Origin of the sequence: Bradyrhizobium sp. SZCCHNS1050 (assembly GCF_032484785.1) — a bacterium.
Classification (GTDB): domain Bacteria; phylum Pseudomonadota; class Alphaproteobacteria; order Rhizobiales; family Xanthobacteraceae; genus Bradyrhizobium.
In genome coordinates this window covers 4,474,969-4,490,804 of record NZ_JAUETR010000001.1, presented here as the reverse complement: position 1 = coordinate 4,490,804, position 15,836 = coordinate 4,474,969, and the positions used below count along the sequence as shown (strand labels likewise).

General features: G+C 65.1%; 16 protein-coding genes. 11 read left to right on the top strand and 5 right to left on the bottom strand.

The annotated features are described in order from the left end of the window. Positions 1-281 precede the first annotated feature (281 nt). Positions 282-626, bottom strand: a complete 345-nt coding sequence (locus QX094_RS20270; protein WP_315717823.1) for a hypothetical protein — start codon at positions 624-626, stop codon at positions 282-284. A 662-nt stretch (positions 627-1,288) separates the two neighbouring features. On the opposite strand from QX094_RS20270, the gene QX094_RS20265 reads away from it, so the two are divergent. The 3 genes from QX094_RS20265 to QX094_RS20255 all read left to right on the top strand — a co-directional run bounded on the left by QX094_RS20265 (position 1,289) and on the right by QX094_RS20255 (position 3,490). Further along, positions 1,289-2,548 carry an acyltransferase gene (locus QX094_RS20265; protein ID WP_316174839.1) on the top strand — a complete coding sequence of 420 codons (1,260 nt, stop codon included), beginning with the start codon at positions 1,289-1,291 and terminating at the stop codon, positions 2,546-2,548. Positions 2,549-2,774: 226 nt separating this feature from the next. Beyond that, positions 2,775-3,029, top strand: a complete 255-nt coding sequence (locus tag QX094_RS20260) for a hypothetical protein (RefSeq protein WP_315717825.1) — start codon at positions 2,775-2,777, stop codon at positions 3,027-3,029. Between the two features lie 191 nt (positions 3,030-3,220). Further along, a complete protein-coding gene (locus tag QX094_RS20255; RefSeq protein WP_315827115.1) occupies positions 3,221-3,490 on the top strand; it encodes a hypothetical protein in 270 nt (89 codons plus the stop codon). A 33-nt stretch (positions 3,491-3,523) separates the two neighbouring features. Here the strand turns inward: QX094_RS20255 and QX094_RS20250 are convergent, their stop codons facing one another. Further along, complete coding sequence (locus QX094_RS20250; protein ID WP_315717828.1) at positions 3,524-4,144, bottom strand: glutathione S-transferase; 621 nt, start codon at positions 4,142-4,144, stop codon at positions 3,524-3,526. 109 nt (positions 4,145-4,253) lie between these two features. Between QX094_RS20250 and QX094_RS20245 the strand changes: the two genes are divergently transcribed. Continuing rightward, a complete protein-coding gene (locus tag QX094_RS20245) occupies positions 4,254-4,760 on the top strand; it encodes a mismatch-specific DNA-glycosylase (RefSeq protein ID WP_315717829.1) in 507 nt (168 codons plus the stop codon). Between the two features lie 456 nt (positions 4,761-5,216). Here the strand turns inward: QX094_RS20245 and QX094_RS20240 are convergent, their stop codons facing one another. Beyond that, positions 5,217-6,908, bottom strand: coding sequence for an IS1182 family transposase (locus QX094_RS20240; RefSeq protein WP_316183803.1), 1,692 nt, complete (start codon positions 6,906-6,908; stop codon positions 5,217-5,219). Positions 6,909-7,440: 532 nt separating this feature from the next. Next, a complete protein-coding gene (locus tag QX094_RS20235; protein ID WP_315717830.1) occupies positions 7,441-7,881 on the bottom strand; it encodes a hypothetical protein in 441 nt (146 codons plus the stop codon). A gap of 449 nt (positions 7,882-8,330) precedes the next feature. On the opposite strand from QX094_RS20235, the gene QX094_RS20230 reads away from it, so the two are divergent. Next, positions 8,331-8,600, top strand: coding sequence for a helix-turn-helix domain-containing protein (locus tag QX094_RS20230; RefSeq protein ID WP_315717831.1), 270 nt, complete (start codon positions 8,331-8,333; stop codon positions 8,598-8,600). A gap of 161 nt (positions 8,601-8,761) precedes the next feature. Continuing rightward, positions 8,762-9,289 carry a collagen-like protein gene (locus tag QX094_RS20225; protein WP_315717832.1) on the top strand — a complete coding sequence of 176 codons (528 nt, stop codon included), beginning with the start codon at positions 8,762-8,764 and terminating at the stop codon, positions 9,287-9,289. A gap of 30 nt (positions 9,290-9,319) precedes the next feature. Here QX094_RS20225 and QX094_RS20220 read toward each other — a convergent pair whose 3' ends face one another. Then, positions 9,320-9,592, bottom strand: a complete 273-nt coding sequence (locus QX094_RS20220; protein ID WP_315717862.1) for a DUF2277 domain-containing protein — start codon at positions 9,590-9,592, stop codon at positions 9,320-9,322. A 96-nt stretch (positions 9,593-9,688) separates the two neighbouring features. Here QX094_RS20220 and QX094_RS20215 point away from each other — a divergent pair, with 96 nt between their 5' ends. The 5 genes from QX094_RS20215 to QX094_RS20195 all read left to right on the top strand — a co-directional run bounded on the left by QX094_RS20215 (position 9,689) and on the right by QX094_RS20195 (position 15,817). Then, the gene (locus QX094_RS20215; RefSeq protein WP_316188098.1) at positions 9,689-10,750 is read left to right on the top strand and encodes an alpha/beta fold hydrolase; all 1,062 of its coding nucleotides are present in this window, start codon (positions 9,689-9,691) and stop codon (positions 10,748-10,750) included. A 21-nt stretch (positions 10,751-10,771) separates the two neighbouring features. After that, the gene (locus tag QX094_RS20210) at positions 10,772-11,125 is read left to right on the top strand and encodes a hypothetical protein (protein ID WP_409977983.1); all 354 of its coding nucleotides are present in this window, start codon (positions 10,772-10,774) and stop codon (positions 11,123-11,125) included. Positions 11,126-11,312: 187 nt separating this feature from the next. After that, complete coding sequence (locus tag QX094_RS20205; RefSeq protein ID WP_315717834.1) at positions 11,313-12,434, top strand: efflux RND transporter periplasmic adaptor subunit; 1,122 nt, start codon at positions 11,313-11,315, stop codon at positions 12,432-12,434. Beyond that, complete coding sequence (locus QX094_RS20200; protein WP_315717835.1) at positions 12,435-15,509, top strand: CusA/CzcA family heavy metal efflux RND transporter; 3,075 nt, start codon at positions 12,435-12,437, stop codon at positions 15,507-15,509. Next, positions 15,506-15,817, top strand: a complete 312-nt coding sequence (locus tag QX094_RS20195) for a DUF3240 family protein (protein WP_315717836.1) — start codon at positions 15,506-15,508, stop codon at positions 15,815-15,817. Before QX094_RS20200 ends, QX094_RS20195 begins: the two co-directional genes overlap by 4 nt. Positions 15,818-15,836: the final 19 nt, after the last annotated feature.

The following is a 15,836-nucleotide window of genomic DNA, read 5'->3' as shown; positions in this document are numbered from 1 at the left end:
TAGCGGACGGCAACCGACGATCTCTCCACGCTCGCACATGGCTGAACGCCGTTCGCGTAACCCACCATTCCAGGCGGCGGGTTACGCGCCCTGGCAAACATTCCCTCCGCGGTGAAATCGTCCCGCGGGCGCTAACCCGCCCTACGTTCTGCCCGATCCGAAGATGCTGATCGAGATCGAGGGTGTCGCGGCGCTCGTCGTAACGTGAGCTGGTCAGGCCGAGGGCGTTGCGCGATCCGCTTCGGCGCGCGCGAATGCCCCCCACCCGACCGTCGACCGACCTACGGCACGTTGATCTGCTTCCTGCTCGTGGCGCCGATCACTTCGATCCCCTTCGTGCCGCGCACGTGTGTGATGTCGAGGACAACGTGATACGGCGCGGTCTGCGGCAAGCCGATGCCGCTTTGGCAGCCGACCACCTCGATGCCCCAATATTCGGGTTGCCGGATATAGATCAGCGGATGCAATTCGACCTTCATCGTGACCCAGGGCTTGGTGCCGGTGACGATCAGGAAGTAGGTGTTCGGAACGATGCCGGGCACCACGGTCGCGCTGTCGAACGTGATGATCCTGCATGAGGTGGACTGAGGTAGAGCCTCGAAAGCCTTGATATGCGCTTCTTCCATGACAAGCTCCGTTGAAATGAAACTCAAAAATTTGCTGCGCTCAAACAATCGCGGATTTTAGACTTCAATTCCGTGAATTACAACCAATGATTGTGACTCCATGTTGGTGACACTGACGCCGTCGTGGACGCGCATTCACCCGTCTAGCGCCGGCACTCCAGAAGATGCTGATCGAGGACGTCGCGGCGGCCGCGACACCGCAGGGTGGGCAAAGCCGCCGTCGGCGCTCGCAGAGCGGCGGCGAAGGCGTGCCTACCGCGGAGAGCATGGTGGGCACGCGTCAGCCGACGCGCGGCGATGCAGCGAGACGTCGCTTTGCCCACCCTGCGGTCTTGCCGATGAGGCGACGGTCAATGACTATGATCGTCGTCCAGCGATCGTGCGGCCGATCAGCGGACACCGCTCTGCCGTTCACGCGACCTCGACGAGTGGAAGATGCCGGCCGGGCAACACGCCGTTGCGCTCCACAGCAGCACCGCGAGCTTCCCTTGGCATCACCTGCACTGACGCCGCCGTTTGCCGCCACCGCGGCGGCCTGCCTCATTCCGCCGCAACCCTGCGTCGTGATGGCCCCCGTCCTGCTATTTCGTCTCTTGCGGTCGATTTAAATTTTAAATAAGATTTAATAGTCCGAAACATTATCTCCGAAAATTTCACGATAGATGTTTTATTCATTGCCGATCCATGCCCTGTTGCGCCTCGCAGGCACCGCCACGGCGCCGTTGCGGGAGGCGATCCGGGAGGCCTTCCAGGCCCAGGTCTATCCGCTCGGCTACGTTCCCTCGCATGACGGCATGCGCGGGCTGATGACGCTGGGCGTCGTCACGGCGCATGTCTCCCACAGCCTCGTGCCGGGCGCGGTGCTCTATATCGACCTGTTCTTCGTCGCCAGCGCCTATTACATCACCGGCCTGCTGCTGCGGGACATCGACAAGCACGGCCACATCAGGTTCCGGCAGTTCTATGCGCGGCGCTTCGCCCGGATCGTGCCGCCGCTGCTCCTGATGCTCGCGGCCTATCTGCTGTTCACCTGGCTGCTGCGGCCGCCATTGCTGCCGGCGGTCGAGCGTGCCGCGATCGCGCTCTCCTATATCGCCAACTACTGGTACGTGTTCGACCCGAAGACGATCGAGGACATCGGCCACACCTGGACCTTGTCGACCGAGGAGCAGTTCTATCTGCTGTGGCCGCTGACCTTCGCAATCCTGGTGAAGCGGTTCGGCGTGACCTGGCGGCTGGTCGGGGCCATCTGCGCCATCGCGGCCGCAATCTGGGCCTGGCGCGTGGCGCTGGTGATCGACGGGGCGGAGTGGCGTCGGCTCTACACCGCGTTCGATACCCGCGCCGATGCGCTGATGGCAGGCTGCGCCATGGCCGTCGTGCTCAGGCTGGTGCCGCAAGGCGCCTATCCCGCGCTCGATCGTCTGTGGCCCAAGCTCGCATGGCCGCTGCTGATCTACTGGATCACGGTCACCTTCCTGTTCTGGCCGGCGGACGGGCCGAGCATGAACTACTATCTGTTCGGCAGCATGGTGTGCGGCGTGCTTCCGGGCATCCTCGCGCTGACCATGCTGGGGCGGAGCCACGGCACGATCTGCCATCGCATCTTCGAATGGCCGGTGGCGATCTTCCTCGGCCGGATCTTCTACGGCATCTATCTCTGGCACCTGCCGATCCTGAACTTCCTGGACAGCTACGGCGTCTGGTGGCCGCTGCGGCTCGCGATCGGGCTGCCGCTGTCGATCGTGGCGGCGACGCTGTCCTACGCCTATCTCGAGCGCCACTTCCTGCGCCGGCGCGCGCAGCCGGTCACCTCGCCGCCGATCGTCACGGGCGCGTCTCCGGTGCTGGTTCCGGCAGCGAGCTTCGGCGCGGATCTCCGCTTCTCGTCGCACGCGAGCACCGAAGGCGTCCGCCCCTGAGCCGTGCGCCGAGGTCGCCGAAACGACCGCGCCAGCCCCGCAATCAAGTCGACGCGCCGAGCCTGCAAACCCGCCTCCCCTTCCGCCGGGATCATCAGGAGTGATCAGGTGACCACGATCGCGCGCTTTTGACGCACGCGTTCTGCAGACTTGCCTTCAAAATGAACGAGACCGCTCCGACATAGGGCCACCCGCTGGCCGGGCCAGTTCGTTGCCGGAGTTGACGATGCCTCGTTTCACCACAATCTTTTTTGCTGCATCTCTCGCGGCCGCGCTGCTCGCCGCCGCGCCCGCCCAGGCCGGCTACTACATCATCCGCTGGGACAACACCGGCATCTGCCAGGTCTGGAGCGAGGCCTTCGCCTTCAAGCCGGTCGCATGGCCGTCGAGCTATCAGGTCATCAGCCGGCCGGTGCCGACGTTCAACGACGCCGTGACCCGGCAGATCAGGCTGCGCCAGCAGGGCCGCTGCACGCTGTGAGCCCGCGCGCCTGATGGCATCACGTGACGGCGGCAAGTCGTCGTTCACATCCAGGACATCGCTGTGAATGACGGCACGCGCGGCTTGCGTCGCGCGCGCTTTTGTCGCACCACTTTGGCCTTGGTCCGGCCGCAAGGCCGGTGGCCCGCGCGGGCGGGCGATTGTCGTTGTTTTGTTTGAGGAGATTGATCATGCGTCGCCTGACCACGCTCGCCGCCGCCGCGGCCATTGCAGCCGCCTCGATCGTGCCCACCGCCTTCGCCGCGCCTGCGCCCAAGTCCGGCTACTACGTGATCCGCTGGGACAACACCGGCATCTGCCAGATCTGGAACACCGAGCTGCAGTCGAAGCCGGTGGAGTGGCCGTCGACTTACAAGATCGTGTCCAAGCCGGTGCCGACCTTCGTCGAGGCGACCAACATCCAGCTCAAGCTGCGCGACGAGCGCCGCTGCTTCCTGTAAGCGGCGTTCGCACGCAGTCGTGCATGGCGGCGGTCAGGCTGCGCTGACCGCGCTCGCCTGCATCGGCACGAAGCCGGGCAGATCGGCGATCCGCGCCAGCCATGCTTGCACGTTGGGGTACGGCGTCAGCGATACGCCGCCTTCGGGCGCATGCGCGGTGTAACTATAGAGCGCGACGTCGGCGATGGTCGGCGTCGCGCCGGTCAGATAGGGTCGCGCGGCAAGTTCGCATTCCATCACCCCGAACAGGCTGTTGGCGAGCTGGTGCGCCCGCGCCATGTCCAGCGGCACGCCGAACAAGGTCGCAACCCGCGCCGCCGCTGGGCCGAACGCGAGCGGACCGGCCGCGGCCGACAGCCAGCGCTGGACCTGGGCCTGGCCGAGCGGATCGCGCGGCAGCCACGTGCCGGAGCCGTCATAGCGGCCGGCGAGATAGACCAGGATCGCATTGGAATCGGGGATCACGGCATCGCCGTCGACCAGCACCGGCACCTGGCCGAACGGATTGAGCGCGAGGAAGTCCGGCCGCTTGTGCGCGCCGCCCTTGAGGTCGACCTCGACGAGCTCGCAAGGCAGGCCGAGCAGGCTCAGCATCAGCCGCGCGCGATGCGCGTGGCCGGAGAGGGCGAAATAGTACAGACGACGTTGCGACATCAGGTGCTCCCGTGGCTCCGCGTCACCTAGACCAGGGACGCCGCAGCAACAATGCGGCCTCCCTGCAACAGGCTGTTGCAGCGGCTGCAACAATGCGACAACGCCAGCCATGAACCGCCTGCCCGACCAGCTCCAGCCCGGCCTGCGCCTCGTCTTCGTCGGCACCGCCGCGAGCGAACGCTCGGCGGCGACCGGGCACTACTACGCCCATCCCGGCAACCGTTTCTGGCGCACGCTGTTCGCGGTCGGCCTGACACCGCGGCTGTACCAGCCGCAGGAATTTCCGGCGCTGCTGTCGCTCGGCATCGGCTTCACCGATCTGTGCAAGCTGGGCGCGGGCATGGACCATGTCGCGCTGAAGGCCGGCGTCGACGTCGCCGGTTTCGCCGCAAAGATCCGACACCATCGCCCTGCAACCGTCGCCTTCACCAGCAAGAAGGCCGCGAGCCTGTTTTATGGCAAGCCGACCGGCACGATTGCGCTGGGGCGGCAGCCGGAGCGGGAGCAGGATGATTTCCCGACCGTGTTCGTCCTCGCCTCACCGTCCGGCGCGGCGTCGGGTGCGTGGACGGAGCAGCCGTGGCTGGAGCTGGCGGCGCATGTGGCAAAGATCTGAGGCAAGCGATTTTGCCTCAGATCCCATGATGACCTCAGATCCCATGATGATGAGTAACATCATCATCACTGCGAGCAAACTACTGGCGACCTCCGCGCAGTGCCAATGACTGCGCCCTCGCCCCTTGTGGGAGAGGGCATGTAGGACAGAGCGGCAAACTCGCTTGGGTGAGGGGTTTACCTCGACGAGTTCAACTTGCGGAGGAGCCCCCCTCACCCAACCGATTACGTTGGTGGGCCGGCGATACCCTCTCCCACAAGGGGCGATGGCGCTGTGTTGTACAGCGCAACGCTCGAGCGCAAACGACTGATGTGCCCCGATCTCAGAACGGCCCTATCATTTTCGACCCTTACCCGACGGGCAATCTCCGCATCCCCGCCATGCACCAACTGCCCGTCGTGTTAGTTTGTCGCACGTCCGCGCGCTTGCCATGTCGAGGCTGGGCAAGAATCCGAATTAGGGGGCTGAGAGGGCTCGGCGCGGTGCAATTTCGAGCCATGACTGCATCATGGTCCAGAACCGGATGAGGGCAAACGAAATCGCCTCCCATGCGCCCCTTGCCTTGCCAGAAGTGGCATGTAGAGCTGCAAGAGCCCATTCGGCGATGCGGGCGAGGAAGTCGTCGAAACCGAGAATGTTGAGGACGCGGGTGAGGTTGTAGGAGAGCGCCATCAGGCTCCATTCCCCGCGAACCTTGTCGAAGCCGCGGACAAGGAAGTGCTGATAGCCGGCGCGGCACTTGAGCGTGCCGAACGGGTGCTCGACGATGGCTGAGCGGCGGCGCATCAATCGGCCGGCCTGTTCGCTCGCCATCCTCTGGCGGTGACGATCCAGCACCTCTTCGTGCTCCCATCGAGAGACGCTGCGGCTTTTTGCCTTCGCAGAGAGACAAGACGCCTTGAGGAGGCAGATGCCGCAAGTCGCTACGGAGGCCAGGTAGCGGCGTTCCATCCTGCCGCTCGTATTCTTCCAGAGCTTCTTCGTTGGATGCAGCGCTTGGCCTGCGGGACACTGATAGGTGTCGGTTGCGGAATTGTAGGTGAAGTCACCTCGCGTGAAGCGACCGTGCTTCTTGCCATTGCCGTGATGCAGCGGGACATAGGCGGTGATGCCGTCATCCTCGCAAGCCTTGAGATCCCCGCTGTTGTAATAGCCGACATCCGCCAGTATCTGCAGCGCCTCGACCTGGAGGCCCTCCTTGGCCGCCTTCGCCATCATATGAAGGTGTCCTGTATCGCTGCGATTGACGACCTCGCTGGCGATGATCAGCTTATGCTTGTCGTCGACGACGCTCTGGACATTGTAGCCTGCGATCGTCTGGTCGCCCTTGCTCAGCAGCCGCGCATCGGGATCGGTCTTCGACACCTGTCCCTTGTCGCCTTTGTCCAGGTTCTCCAGATCGGACTGTGCGCGTTCACGCTTGGCCATCAGCTCCTTGATCTTGTCCCCGACATCGCCTCCATCCTTGTTGTCATCCTTGCCGTCGCCGGGCCGCTTGGCTTCCGTCGCGTCGTTGGTGTCGAGAGACTTGCCGTACGCCTCGATCTCCTCATCGAGCTTGGCGATCTGTTTGGCGAGCTTCCCGCGCGTGAAGATGCTGTCCTTGCTGGCATTGCCGTGGAACAGCGCGCCATCGACCGCGACCAGGGTCCCGCCGATCAGCCCGATCTCCTGCAGCAACAGGACGAAGCTACGGTTCGCCGCCTTCAAGGCAGCCCAGTTCTCCTTGCGGAAGTTCGCAATCGTCCGATAGCCGGGCTTCAGGTTCCTCAACAGCCAGATCAGCTCCAGATTGCGGCCGGCTTCACGCTCGAGCCGGCGCGACGATCTGATCTGGTTCAGATAACCATAGAGATAAAGCTTCAGCAGGTCCGCCGGATCGTACGGCGGCTGCCCGACACCCAATCCCCTCCGCTTGGCGTGGCGGAAGCCAAGCTTGGCAAGATCGAGGGCGTTGACGTAGCTGTCAATCGCACGAACCGGATTGTCCGGCCCGACATAATCCTCAATCCGAGGCGGAAGCAGGCTCTCTTGATCGCGGCTCTCGCCGCTCTTGAACGGCCGATTCGTCATGCCTCCAAATCTTACCGTGAACACTGAGTTCTTGCCCAGCCTCGTCGGGCAAATCAGGACGATGTTTCCGCTCAACCCGCCTCATGCAGAGGGACGTACGCGTCGTCACGATACGTGGAGGTGGGCCGCGGTGGACGTGATCGCTGCGCCCGACGAGCGCGGCTGTCACGTACGGTGAAGTCGTGATGTCCTGATACCCCGAAGCTGGTATCACGTGCGTGCTCATGCGGAAGCGTGACGCGTGCAATGGCGGCCAACAAGCCGGCGCGCCAGGGAGACCACGTATAAGCCGTCAGACCATGCGCGCAGGGAAGGCCGGGATGTCTCCGCCGAACCTGTGGTTCTGCCGCGTGCTTATCTGTTGCACGCGGACCATGGGAGCGGCGAGCTCCCGGCCTTCCCTGCCCCTCTCAATTTTCGATGGGGCTCGCACGATGCATCCCTCGCGCACGCGGTGCGGCGAGAACGCGGACTTATGAGCAGGAGCGAGGGAGAGAGATGGTGTTGGCAGTGCTCAGCACGCAACGACGGTCCTCGCCCGCGCAGGCGGGCGATGACACCTGTTGTGAGTTGCTACGCAGCCACGATGACGACGACGATGACGCAACTACCTGATCGTGATCGCGAGCCCGGACAGATCGACGTTCGCCAAGAGGCCGATCTGTTCACCCGAGAGTTCCAGCACCGCGCCCTTCTGGTTGGTCAGCACGATGCCGCGCACGCCGCGGCCGACGGCGAGGCCCGCGCCGGCGGCGCCGTAGACGCCCTCGACGTCGGACGGACGCCAGATGTTGCTGACGCGGCCGCGCAGCACCGTGCGCGAGCCGCCGAACACCAGGCCCCAGTCGAGGCCGCCGGTCGACAGCGGATAGGCGCGGCCGTGGAAGTTCAACACGCCGCTGCCGCCGGAGCCGCCGATGATCCACCCCGCCTTGTAGATGGTCAGCGTGATGAAGCCGCCATCCGCGTGCGCCGTGGCCGGAATGACGGCGCCGCAAGCAGCCGTCAGTGCCACCAGCAGACCGCGAAGCGAGGATGCAATTGTCATGGATGAAGTCTCCAGCGAAGTGAATTTGGGCTTGAGGTCATTCGATGGCCGTGTGTGACGATCGTGCCCCACCAAGCGAATCGATCGGGCCGAATTTAGCCCTTTGCGCGGCACCACGCATGCGCCGCCGCCGGTGTGTTCGAAATGACGCGCTCTCACCGCAGGAATTTGGCAATGCAAACGGCCCGCCGCCGACATTGACGATGGCTGTCGGAGGGCATGCCGACCGGGCGGGCCGTGATGTGCCGCCGGCCGCCGGCGAAATGGGTCGAGACCCGCGCAGAACCAAGGCGATTTCGGGGTATTTGGCGCGCTGGAGGCGGCCGGACGCCGGCGTTAAGGCCCCATTAACCTTGTCCGACCACGGTGATTTACGGGCTGGATGTTTAGTTGGTCTCGATGTTTACGCGTCGTTTCAGTGGCGGCGCGGGCGTTGATCGGGAGGAGTTATGTCGCAAGAGTTGTCATCCGAAGCCGCAAGTCCGTCACTCGTGCCGCTTGCCATGCCACCGTCGCGCTCCGCGGCGGAGGTCCTGCCGCTGTTGATCGGCACGCCCTTGTCCGAGATCGAGCGCGAGCTGATCGTGCAGACCCTGGCGCGCTGCAACGGCAATCGTACCCACGCCGCAAGGCTGCTCGGCATGCCCGTGCGTACCTTGCGCAACAAGATCCGCATCTACACGGCCGACGGCATCGCGGTGCCGGCCTATTCGGCCTGATCCGACGGCGACCACGCGATATCCCATCGCGTGGAACTCATCAGGATGCGGCGCCGATTGATGTTGATCAATCGGCCTCGCAGCCCTGCTGCAATTGCTGCCGTCGTCGCGGCTCTGTTAGGCTTCGCTGCGAATCAAAGACGTGTAGCGGAGTTGCGGTAGTGGCAAGGAATCCGGCCGGACGCGGCCTGCAGGGCCCGGTGGGTCCACGTGGCCCGCAAGGGCAGCCCGGGCGGCGCGGACCGGATGGTCAGCGCGGCAAGCCCGGTCCCGACGGCAAGGCGGGTCCGCAAGGCAGGCCCGGCCCGCAGGGGCCCCGCGGCGAGGCCGGTCCGCCAGGCAAGCCGGGACCTGCCGGACCGCAAGGTCCGCAGGGCGAGCCGGGAGCGCCAGGCACGCTGCCGACGATCGATCAGCTGATGCCCTGGCTGGAGCAGATCTTCGCCGCCTATGACGACTACAAGCGCAACCGCGATCGCGAGGCGCATGAGCGCGAGGCCGAGCTGGTCGCGGTGCGCGACATCTTCGCCGCCACCACGCATGACGATGCACTGGACGAGGCCTTCGAGGACGACGATCCGCACGACATCGACCTCCCGAAGAAGAAGAAAAAGAAGAAGGGCAAGAAAAAGAAGAAGCACGACAAGCACGCCCAGGGGCGCGACGACCACGACGACGAGGGTTTCTGAGCTTCGCCCTCCGTCAGGGCACGATGGGCCTCAGCGCGGGCCGAACCGGGCCGCCGAGCGTTCCCGCGCCTTGGCCGCCTCGATCTCGCGGTCGCGCGGCGGCGCCTGGGTCTGCAGCGAGGTCAGGAGCCGCCGCGCGGCGTCGGCCACCTCCTCGACCGCGCGGGCGAAGGCGGCCTCGTTGGCCTGCGAGGGCGCGTTGAAGCCGGACAGCTTGCGCACGAATTGCAGGGCCGAGGCCTGAATTTCAGCCTCCGTCGCCGGCGGCTCGAAATTGAACAGCGTCTTGATGTTGCGGCACATGATGAGTCCCATCAATCCGGTACTGAACCAGGTCGCAGACCGTGCTATCATGCCCCCGACGCGACCGGAAGAGTCGCGCATGATCAGGGGGAGTCCATGTTTCGACCGCTTGCCGCCGTTCTTGCCGCCGTCGTCGTTGTTTGCGCGCCGGCCCGCGCCGCCAACTATCCCGCCCCGAAGCAGGGCGACTTCGTCGTCAAGGATTTCAAGTTTCACACCGGCGAGACGCTGCCGGAGCTGAGGCTGCACTATACGACCGTCGGCGAGCCGACCGGGCAGCCGGTGCTGGTGCTGCATGGCACCGGCGGCTCAGGCGGAAGCATGCTGGTGCCGACCTTCGCCGGCGAATTGTTCGGCAAGGACCAGCCGCTCGACGCGAGCAAGTACTACATCATCATCCCCGACAGCATCGGCCACGGCAAATCGTCAAAACCCTCCGACGGGCTGAAGACGAAATTTCCCGCCTATGACTATGCCGACATGGTCGACGCGCAGCACCGCCTGCTGACCGAGGGGCTCGGCATCAAGCACCTGCGGCTCGTGATCGGCAATTCGATGGGCGGCATGCATAGCTGGGTGTGGGCCACGCGCTATCCGGACTTCATGGACGTCGCGGTGCCGATGGCCTCGCAGCCGACCGAAATGGCGGCCCGCAACTGGATGCTGCGCCGGCTGATGCTGGAGACGATCCGCAACGATCCCGACTACAACGGCGGCAACTACACCGCGCAGCCGCGCATGATGAAATACGCCGTCACGGCCTACGCCACCGCCTCGGCCGGCGGCACCATCGCCTACCAGCTCACGGCACCGACCGCCGCCAAGGCCGACAAGCTGGTCGAGGAGCGGCTCGCCACGCCGATCCCCACCGACGCCAACGACTTCATCTATCAGTGGGACTCGTCGCACGACTACAATCCGTCCGCCGATCTCGACAAGATCAAGGCAACCGTGATGCTGATCAACTCGGCCGACGACGAGCGCAATCCGCCGGAGACCGGCGTCACGGTCGACGCGATGAAGCGCGTCGCCAACGGCAAGCTCTTCCTCATCCCGACCTCGGCCGAAACGCGCGGCCACCTGACCACCGGAAATGCGAAGTTCTACGCCGAGCCGCTGCGCGACTTGCTGGCGACGGCGCCGCAGCGCGGCATGTAGATCGGCGGAGGGAGCAAACGAATGCGCAGGACGATGCTGGCCGCTGTCACGATCGGCTCGTTCGCCTGCGCGACCGTCGCGGCCGCCTTCGACAACGGGCAGTTCGACAACGTCCCGCCCGACATCCGCGCGTGGTTCAAGAGCGTGATCGCGCCGAACGGCGTGCCATGCTGCGATGTCTCCGACGGCCACCGCACCACCTATGACGTCCGTGACGGCACCTATTGGGTACCGATCGAAGGCCGGTGGATGCCAGTGCCGGAACGCGCCATCATCCGCGACCGCGGCAACCCGATCGGCGAAGCCGTGGTGTGGTACGTCCATCACCGCGGCGACATCATCATCAGCTGTTTCGTTCCCGCCGATGCGGTATGATGCGCATGTGCGCCATCTGACTGCGACTGCTGCGAGTCGTTAGCGACAAGACAGGTCTCAAGCGAGATTTTCAGCTCGGCTCGCGGGCTCGTGACCGGCCCCTGTTGACGCAGGTCAACAAATACGGAAATTGGCCGAAATAGTGTGCAGAATGCGTCATGCATGAACGCGAAGATTCCTGATCGAAATGCTCAAGCGATTGTTTTTCCGGTCCGCAGGCCGTCTGGCCCGCGCGTCTCTCGCGCTGGCTCTCGTCGTCGCGTCCTGCGCTGCGTTGGCCGATGATGAGCTGAAGCTCACGCCAAGCCAGGCGCAGAACCTCGGCGTGCGCGTGACGCATCCGATCTCCAGCCGGATGGACAGGACGCTGCCTTATCCCGCGCAGATCGTCATTCCCACGCCTCAACTATGGGTCGTCAGCGCGCCGGTCGCGGGGATGATCACCAACCTCGCTGTTGCCCGCGGCGATCGCGTGACCGTCGGACAGCCGCTGCTCACGCTGGAGAGTCCGAGCTTCGTCTCGCTCCAGCGCGATTACCTGCACGCGCTGGCACAGGAGGGACTCGCGGCTCAGCAGTTGAAGCGCAACGCCGACCTGTTCGAAGGCAAAGCCATCCCGCAACGCGTGCTGGAGTCGAGCCAGGCCGAAGCGCGCCAGGCCAGCATCGTCGTCGCCGAACGACGGCAGATGCTGCACATCAGCGGGCTGTCGGACGAAGCCATCGCCCGGCTCAGCAATGAGGCGGCGATCAGCGCGACACTCACCGTGACGGCGCCACGCGCCGCGTCCGTGGTCGAGATCGCGGTATCGCCGGGCCAGCGCCTTGAGCAGGCCGCGTCCCTGGTAAAGCTTGCGCGGCTGTCGCCGCTATGGGCCGAGATCGCGATCCCCGCGACCAACATCGGCGCCATCAAGACCGGCGCCAAGGTCGACATCGAAGGCTATGCGACACCGGGCCAGGTCATCCTGGTGTCCGAGACGACAGATGCCGCCACGCAGACCATTCTCGTCCGCGCCGAGATTCCAAACAACGGTGAGCTGCATTCCGGACAGATGGCGGCCGCTCGCATCGGCTTCATCTCGGCAGGCGAAAGCGCATGGGAGATTCCCTATAGCGGCCTCGTCCGTCGCGGCGAGCAGACCTCGGTGTTCGTCGCCACGGAAGGCGGTTTCCGGCTCGTCCCCGTGACGCTGCTCGCGGAGGATCAGGATCACGTCGTCATCGCCGGCCCCCTCACGGACAAGGACGAGATCGCCATCGGCGGCATCTCGGCGCTGCGCGGCATCCTCTCGCGACTGGGGCAGTAGATGCTACAGCGGCTTGTCGCATTCGCGCTGTCGCAGCGGCTCTTCGTCATCCTGAGCACACTGCTGGTGATCGGCGCTGGCGCCGTCGTCCTGCCGAGCCTGCCGATCGATGCCTTTCCGGACGTCTCGCCGGTCCAGGTGAAGATCATCATGAAGGCCCCCGGTCTGACGCCGGAAGAGGTCGAGCAGCGCATCACGGTCCCGATCGAGCTGGAGCTGCTCGGATTGCCGAACAAGAAGATCCTGCGCTCGGCGACGAAATATGCGCTGGCCGACATCACCGTCGACTTCGAGGACGGCACCGACATCTACTGGGCCCGCAATCAGGTCTCGGAGCGGCTCTCCAACATTTCGCGCGACTTCCCCGAGGGCGTGAGCGGCGGCCTTGCGCCGATCACGAGTCCGCTCGGCGAGATGTTCATGTTCACGATCGACAGTCCCGATCTGTCGCTGGCCGAGCGCCGGACCTTGCTCGACTGGGTCATCCGCCCGGCCCTGCGCACCGTGCCCGGGGTTGCCGACGTCAACGCGCTCGGCGGCTATGTTCGCGCCTTCGAAATCGTGCCGCGGAACGATGCGCTGGCGGCGCGCGGCATCTCGTCCGAGCTGTTTCGCAAAGCCATCGAGGCCAACAGCCGCAACGACGGTGCCGGGCGGGTCAACCAGGGCGAGGACAGCGCGCTGGTCCGCATCGAGGGCAGCATCCGCGGCATCGACGACATCCGCGCGATCATCGTCGACACCCGCGACGGAATCCCGATCCGGGTCAGCGACGTCGCCCGGGTCAAGATCGGCGCCCTCACCCGCTATGGCGCCGTCACGAAAGACGGCAAGGGCGAGACGGTCGAGGGGCTCGTGCTCGGCTTGCGCGGGGCCAACGCCGGACAATTGGTGCGCGACGTTCGGGCGCGGCTGGATGAGCTGAAGCCGTCGCTACCGAGCAGCGTCACCATCAACGTGTTCTACGACCGCAGCCGGCTGGTCAACCGCGCCGTCGGCACGGTGGTGCGGGCGCTTGGCGAAGCCACGGTGCTCGTCGTCGTGCTGCTGCTGCTGTTCCTCGGCAATTGGCGCGCCTCGCTGGTGATTGCGCTCAGCCTGCCGCTCGCGATCGTGATGGCGCTGATCGTGATGCGGGCTGTCGGCATGTCCGCCAACCTGATGAGTCTCGGCGGCCTTGCGATCGCCATCGGCATGCTGATCGACGCGCTGGTCGTGGTGGTCGAGAACATCGTCGGCAATCTCGCAAAGCACGATCACGCAAGCACCACGCCGCTGATCCACATCGTCTACCGCTCGGTCTGCGAGGTTCTGCAGCCGGTCGCCTCGGGCGTCCTGATCATCATCATCGTGTTCGTTCCGCTGCTGACCTTGCAGGGGCTGGAGGGCAAGCTCTTCATTCCGGTCGCGCTGGCGATCATCTTCGCCCTGGCCGCGTCGCTGCTGCTGGCGCTGACGGTGCTTCCGGTCGCAACATCCTTCGTGCTCACATCCGCGTCGCATGACGATCCATTGCTGATCCGCGCAGCGCAGCGCGTCTATGCGCCCGCGCTCGACTGGGCGCTCGGCAACGAGCGCAAGGTGATCATCGCGGCGCTGGTCTGCCTCGTTGCCGCGGGATATGGCTACACCCGGCTGGGCAAGACCTTCATGCCGACGATGGACGAAGGCGACGTCATCGTCAGCGTGGAGACGCTGCCGTCCGTCAATCTCGACGAGTCCCTCGCCATCAATGCCCGGCTGCAGACGGCGTTGATGAAGGTGCCAGACGTCGCCGGCATCATCGCGCGCACCGGCTCGGACGAGCTCGGGCTCGATCCGATGGGACCCAATCAGACCGACACGTTCTTGGTGCTCAAGCCGGCAGACCAGCGGCAGACCAGCGACCGGGATGTCCTGCTCGAGACGCTTCGCGAGGTTCTGACCGGCTTCCCCGGTGTCTCGCTCAGCTTCACGCAGCCCATCGACATGCGCGTGCAGGAGATGATCAGCGGCGTCCGCGGCGACGTCGCGGTCAAGATCTTCGGCCCGGACATCACCAAGCTCAACGAGATCGCAGCGAAACTGTCGGCGATTCTATCCGATATCGATGGAGCCCAGGACGTCTACACGACCCTTAACGAAGGCGCGCAGTACTACACGATCGTCGTCAACCGGATGGAGGCGGGCAGGCTCGGGCTCACGGTGGACTCGATCTCGGCCTCCCTGCGCACGCAGATCGAAGGCCGAACGATCGGCACCGCGCTCGAGGAGGGACGCCGGACGCCGATCCTGGTCCGCGGCGGTGAGGCCACGCGGCAGGCGCCGACGATGCTGGCGGCGCTGCCGCTGACGCTTGCGTCCGGCCAGCATGTTGCGCTCTCGCAGGTCGCACGCATCCAGCGGGTCGATGGCCCGGTGAAGATCGATCGTGAGGACGGCAACCGCATGAGCGTGGTTCGCAGCAATGTCCGCGGCCGCGACATGGTCGGTTTCGTCCAGGCGGCTCAGCAAAGGGTCGCAGCCGAGCTGCCGCTGCCGTCCGGCTATCGGCTGACATGGGGCGGGCAGTTCGAGAACCAGCAACGTGCGGCCGCGCGTCTATCGGTCGTGGTGCCGGTCGCGATCGGCTTGATCTTCGTGCTGCTCTTCACCACGTTCGGCTCGGTGCGCCAGGCCCTGCTCGTCCTCGTCAACATTCCGTTTGCGCTGATCGGCGGCGTGTTCGCGCTGGTCTCGAGCGGTGAATACCTCTCCGTTCCAGCCTCCGTCGGCTTCATCGCACTGCTCGGAATCGCCGTGCTCAATGGTGTCGTGCTGGTGTCTTATTTCAACCAGTTGCGCGCTCACGGGGTCCCCGAGCAGCGCATCGTGGTCGAAGGCGCCAAGCGCAGGCTGCGGCCTGTGCTGATGACGGCGAGCATCACGGCGCTGGGTTTGATCCCGCTGCTGTTTGCATCGGGGCCCGGATCGGAGGTCCAGCGTCCGCTCGCGATCGTCGTGATCGGCGGCCTGCTGTCGTCCACGCTGCTGACGCTGATCCTGTTGCCGATCCTGTATCGCCGCTACGGCGCTGCTGCGAAGGAAGCCACATGAGCAGCCAAGCCGTCTGCCTGACCCTGATCGTGCCGGATGCACTTCACAGCGAGGTACTCGACCATCTGAGCGAGCAGACCGATCTCGTGACGGGCTTCACCGCCTCGGAAGCAGCCGGACACGGTGCGCGCGTCCGGCTGCGGAGCGCTGCAGAGCGGGTGAAAGGACATGCCGACGAGGTCGTCGTGCGGATCGTGTTGCCGGAAGAGGATCTCGAGCGGCTCCTCGAGCGGCTCAGAAGCGCGTTTGCGGGAACGCAGCTCGTCTATTGGGTCGTACCCGTCACCGCCTTCGGCATCATCGCGTGAGCGGGTTCGACGTCAGGGG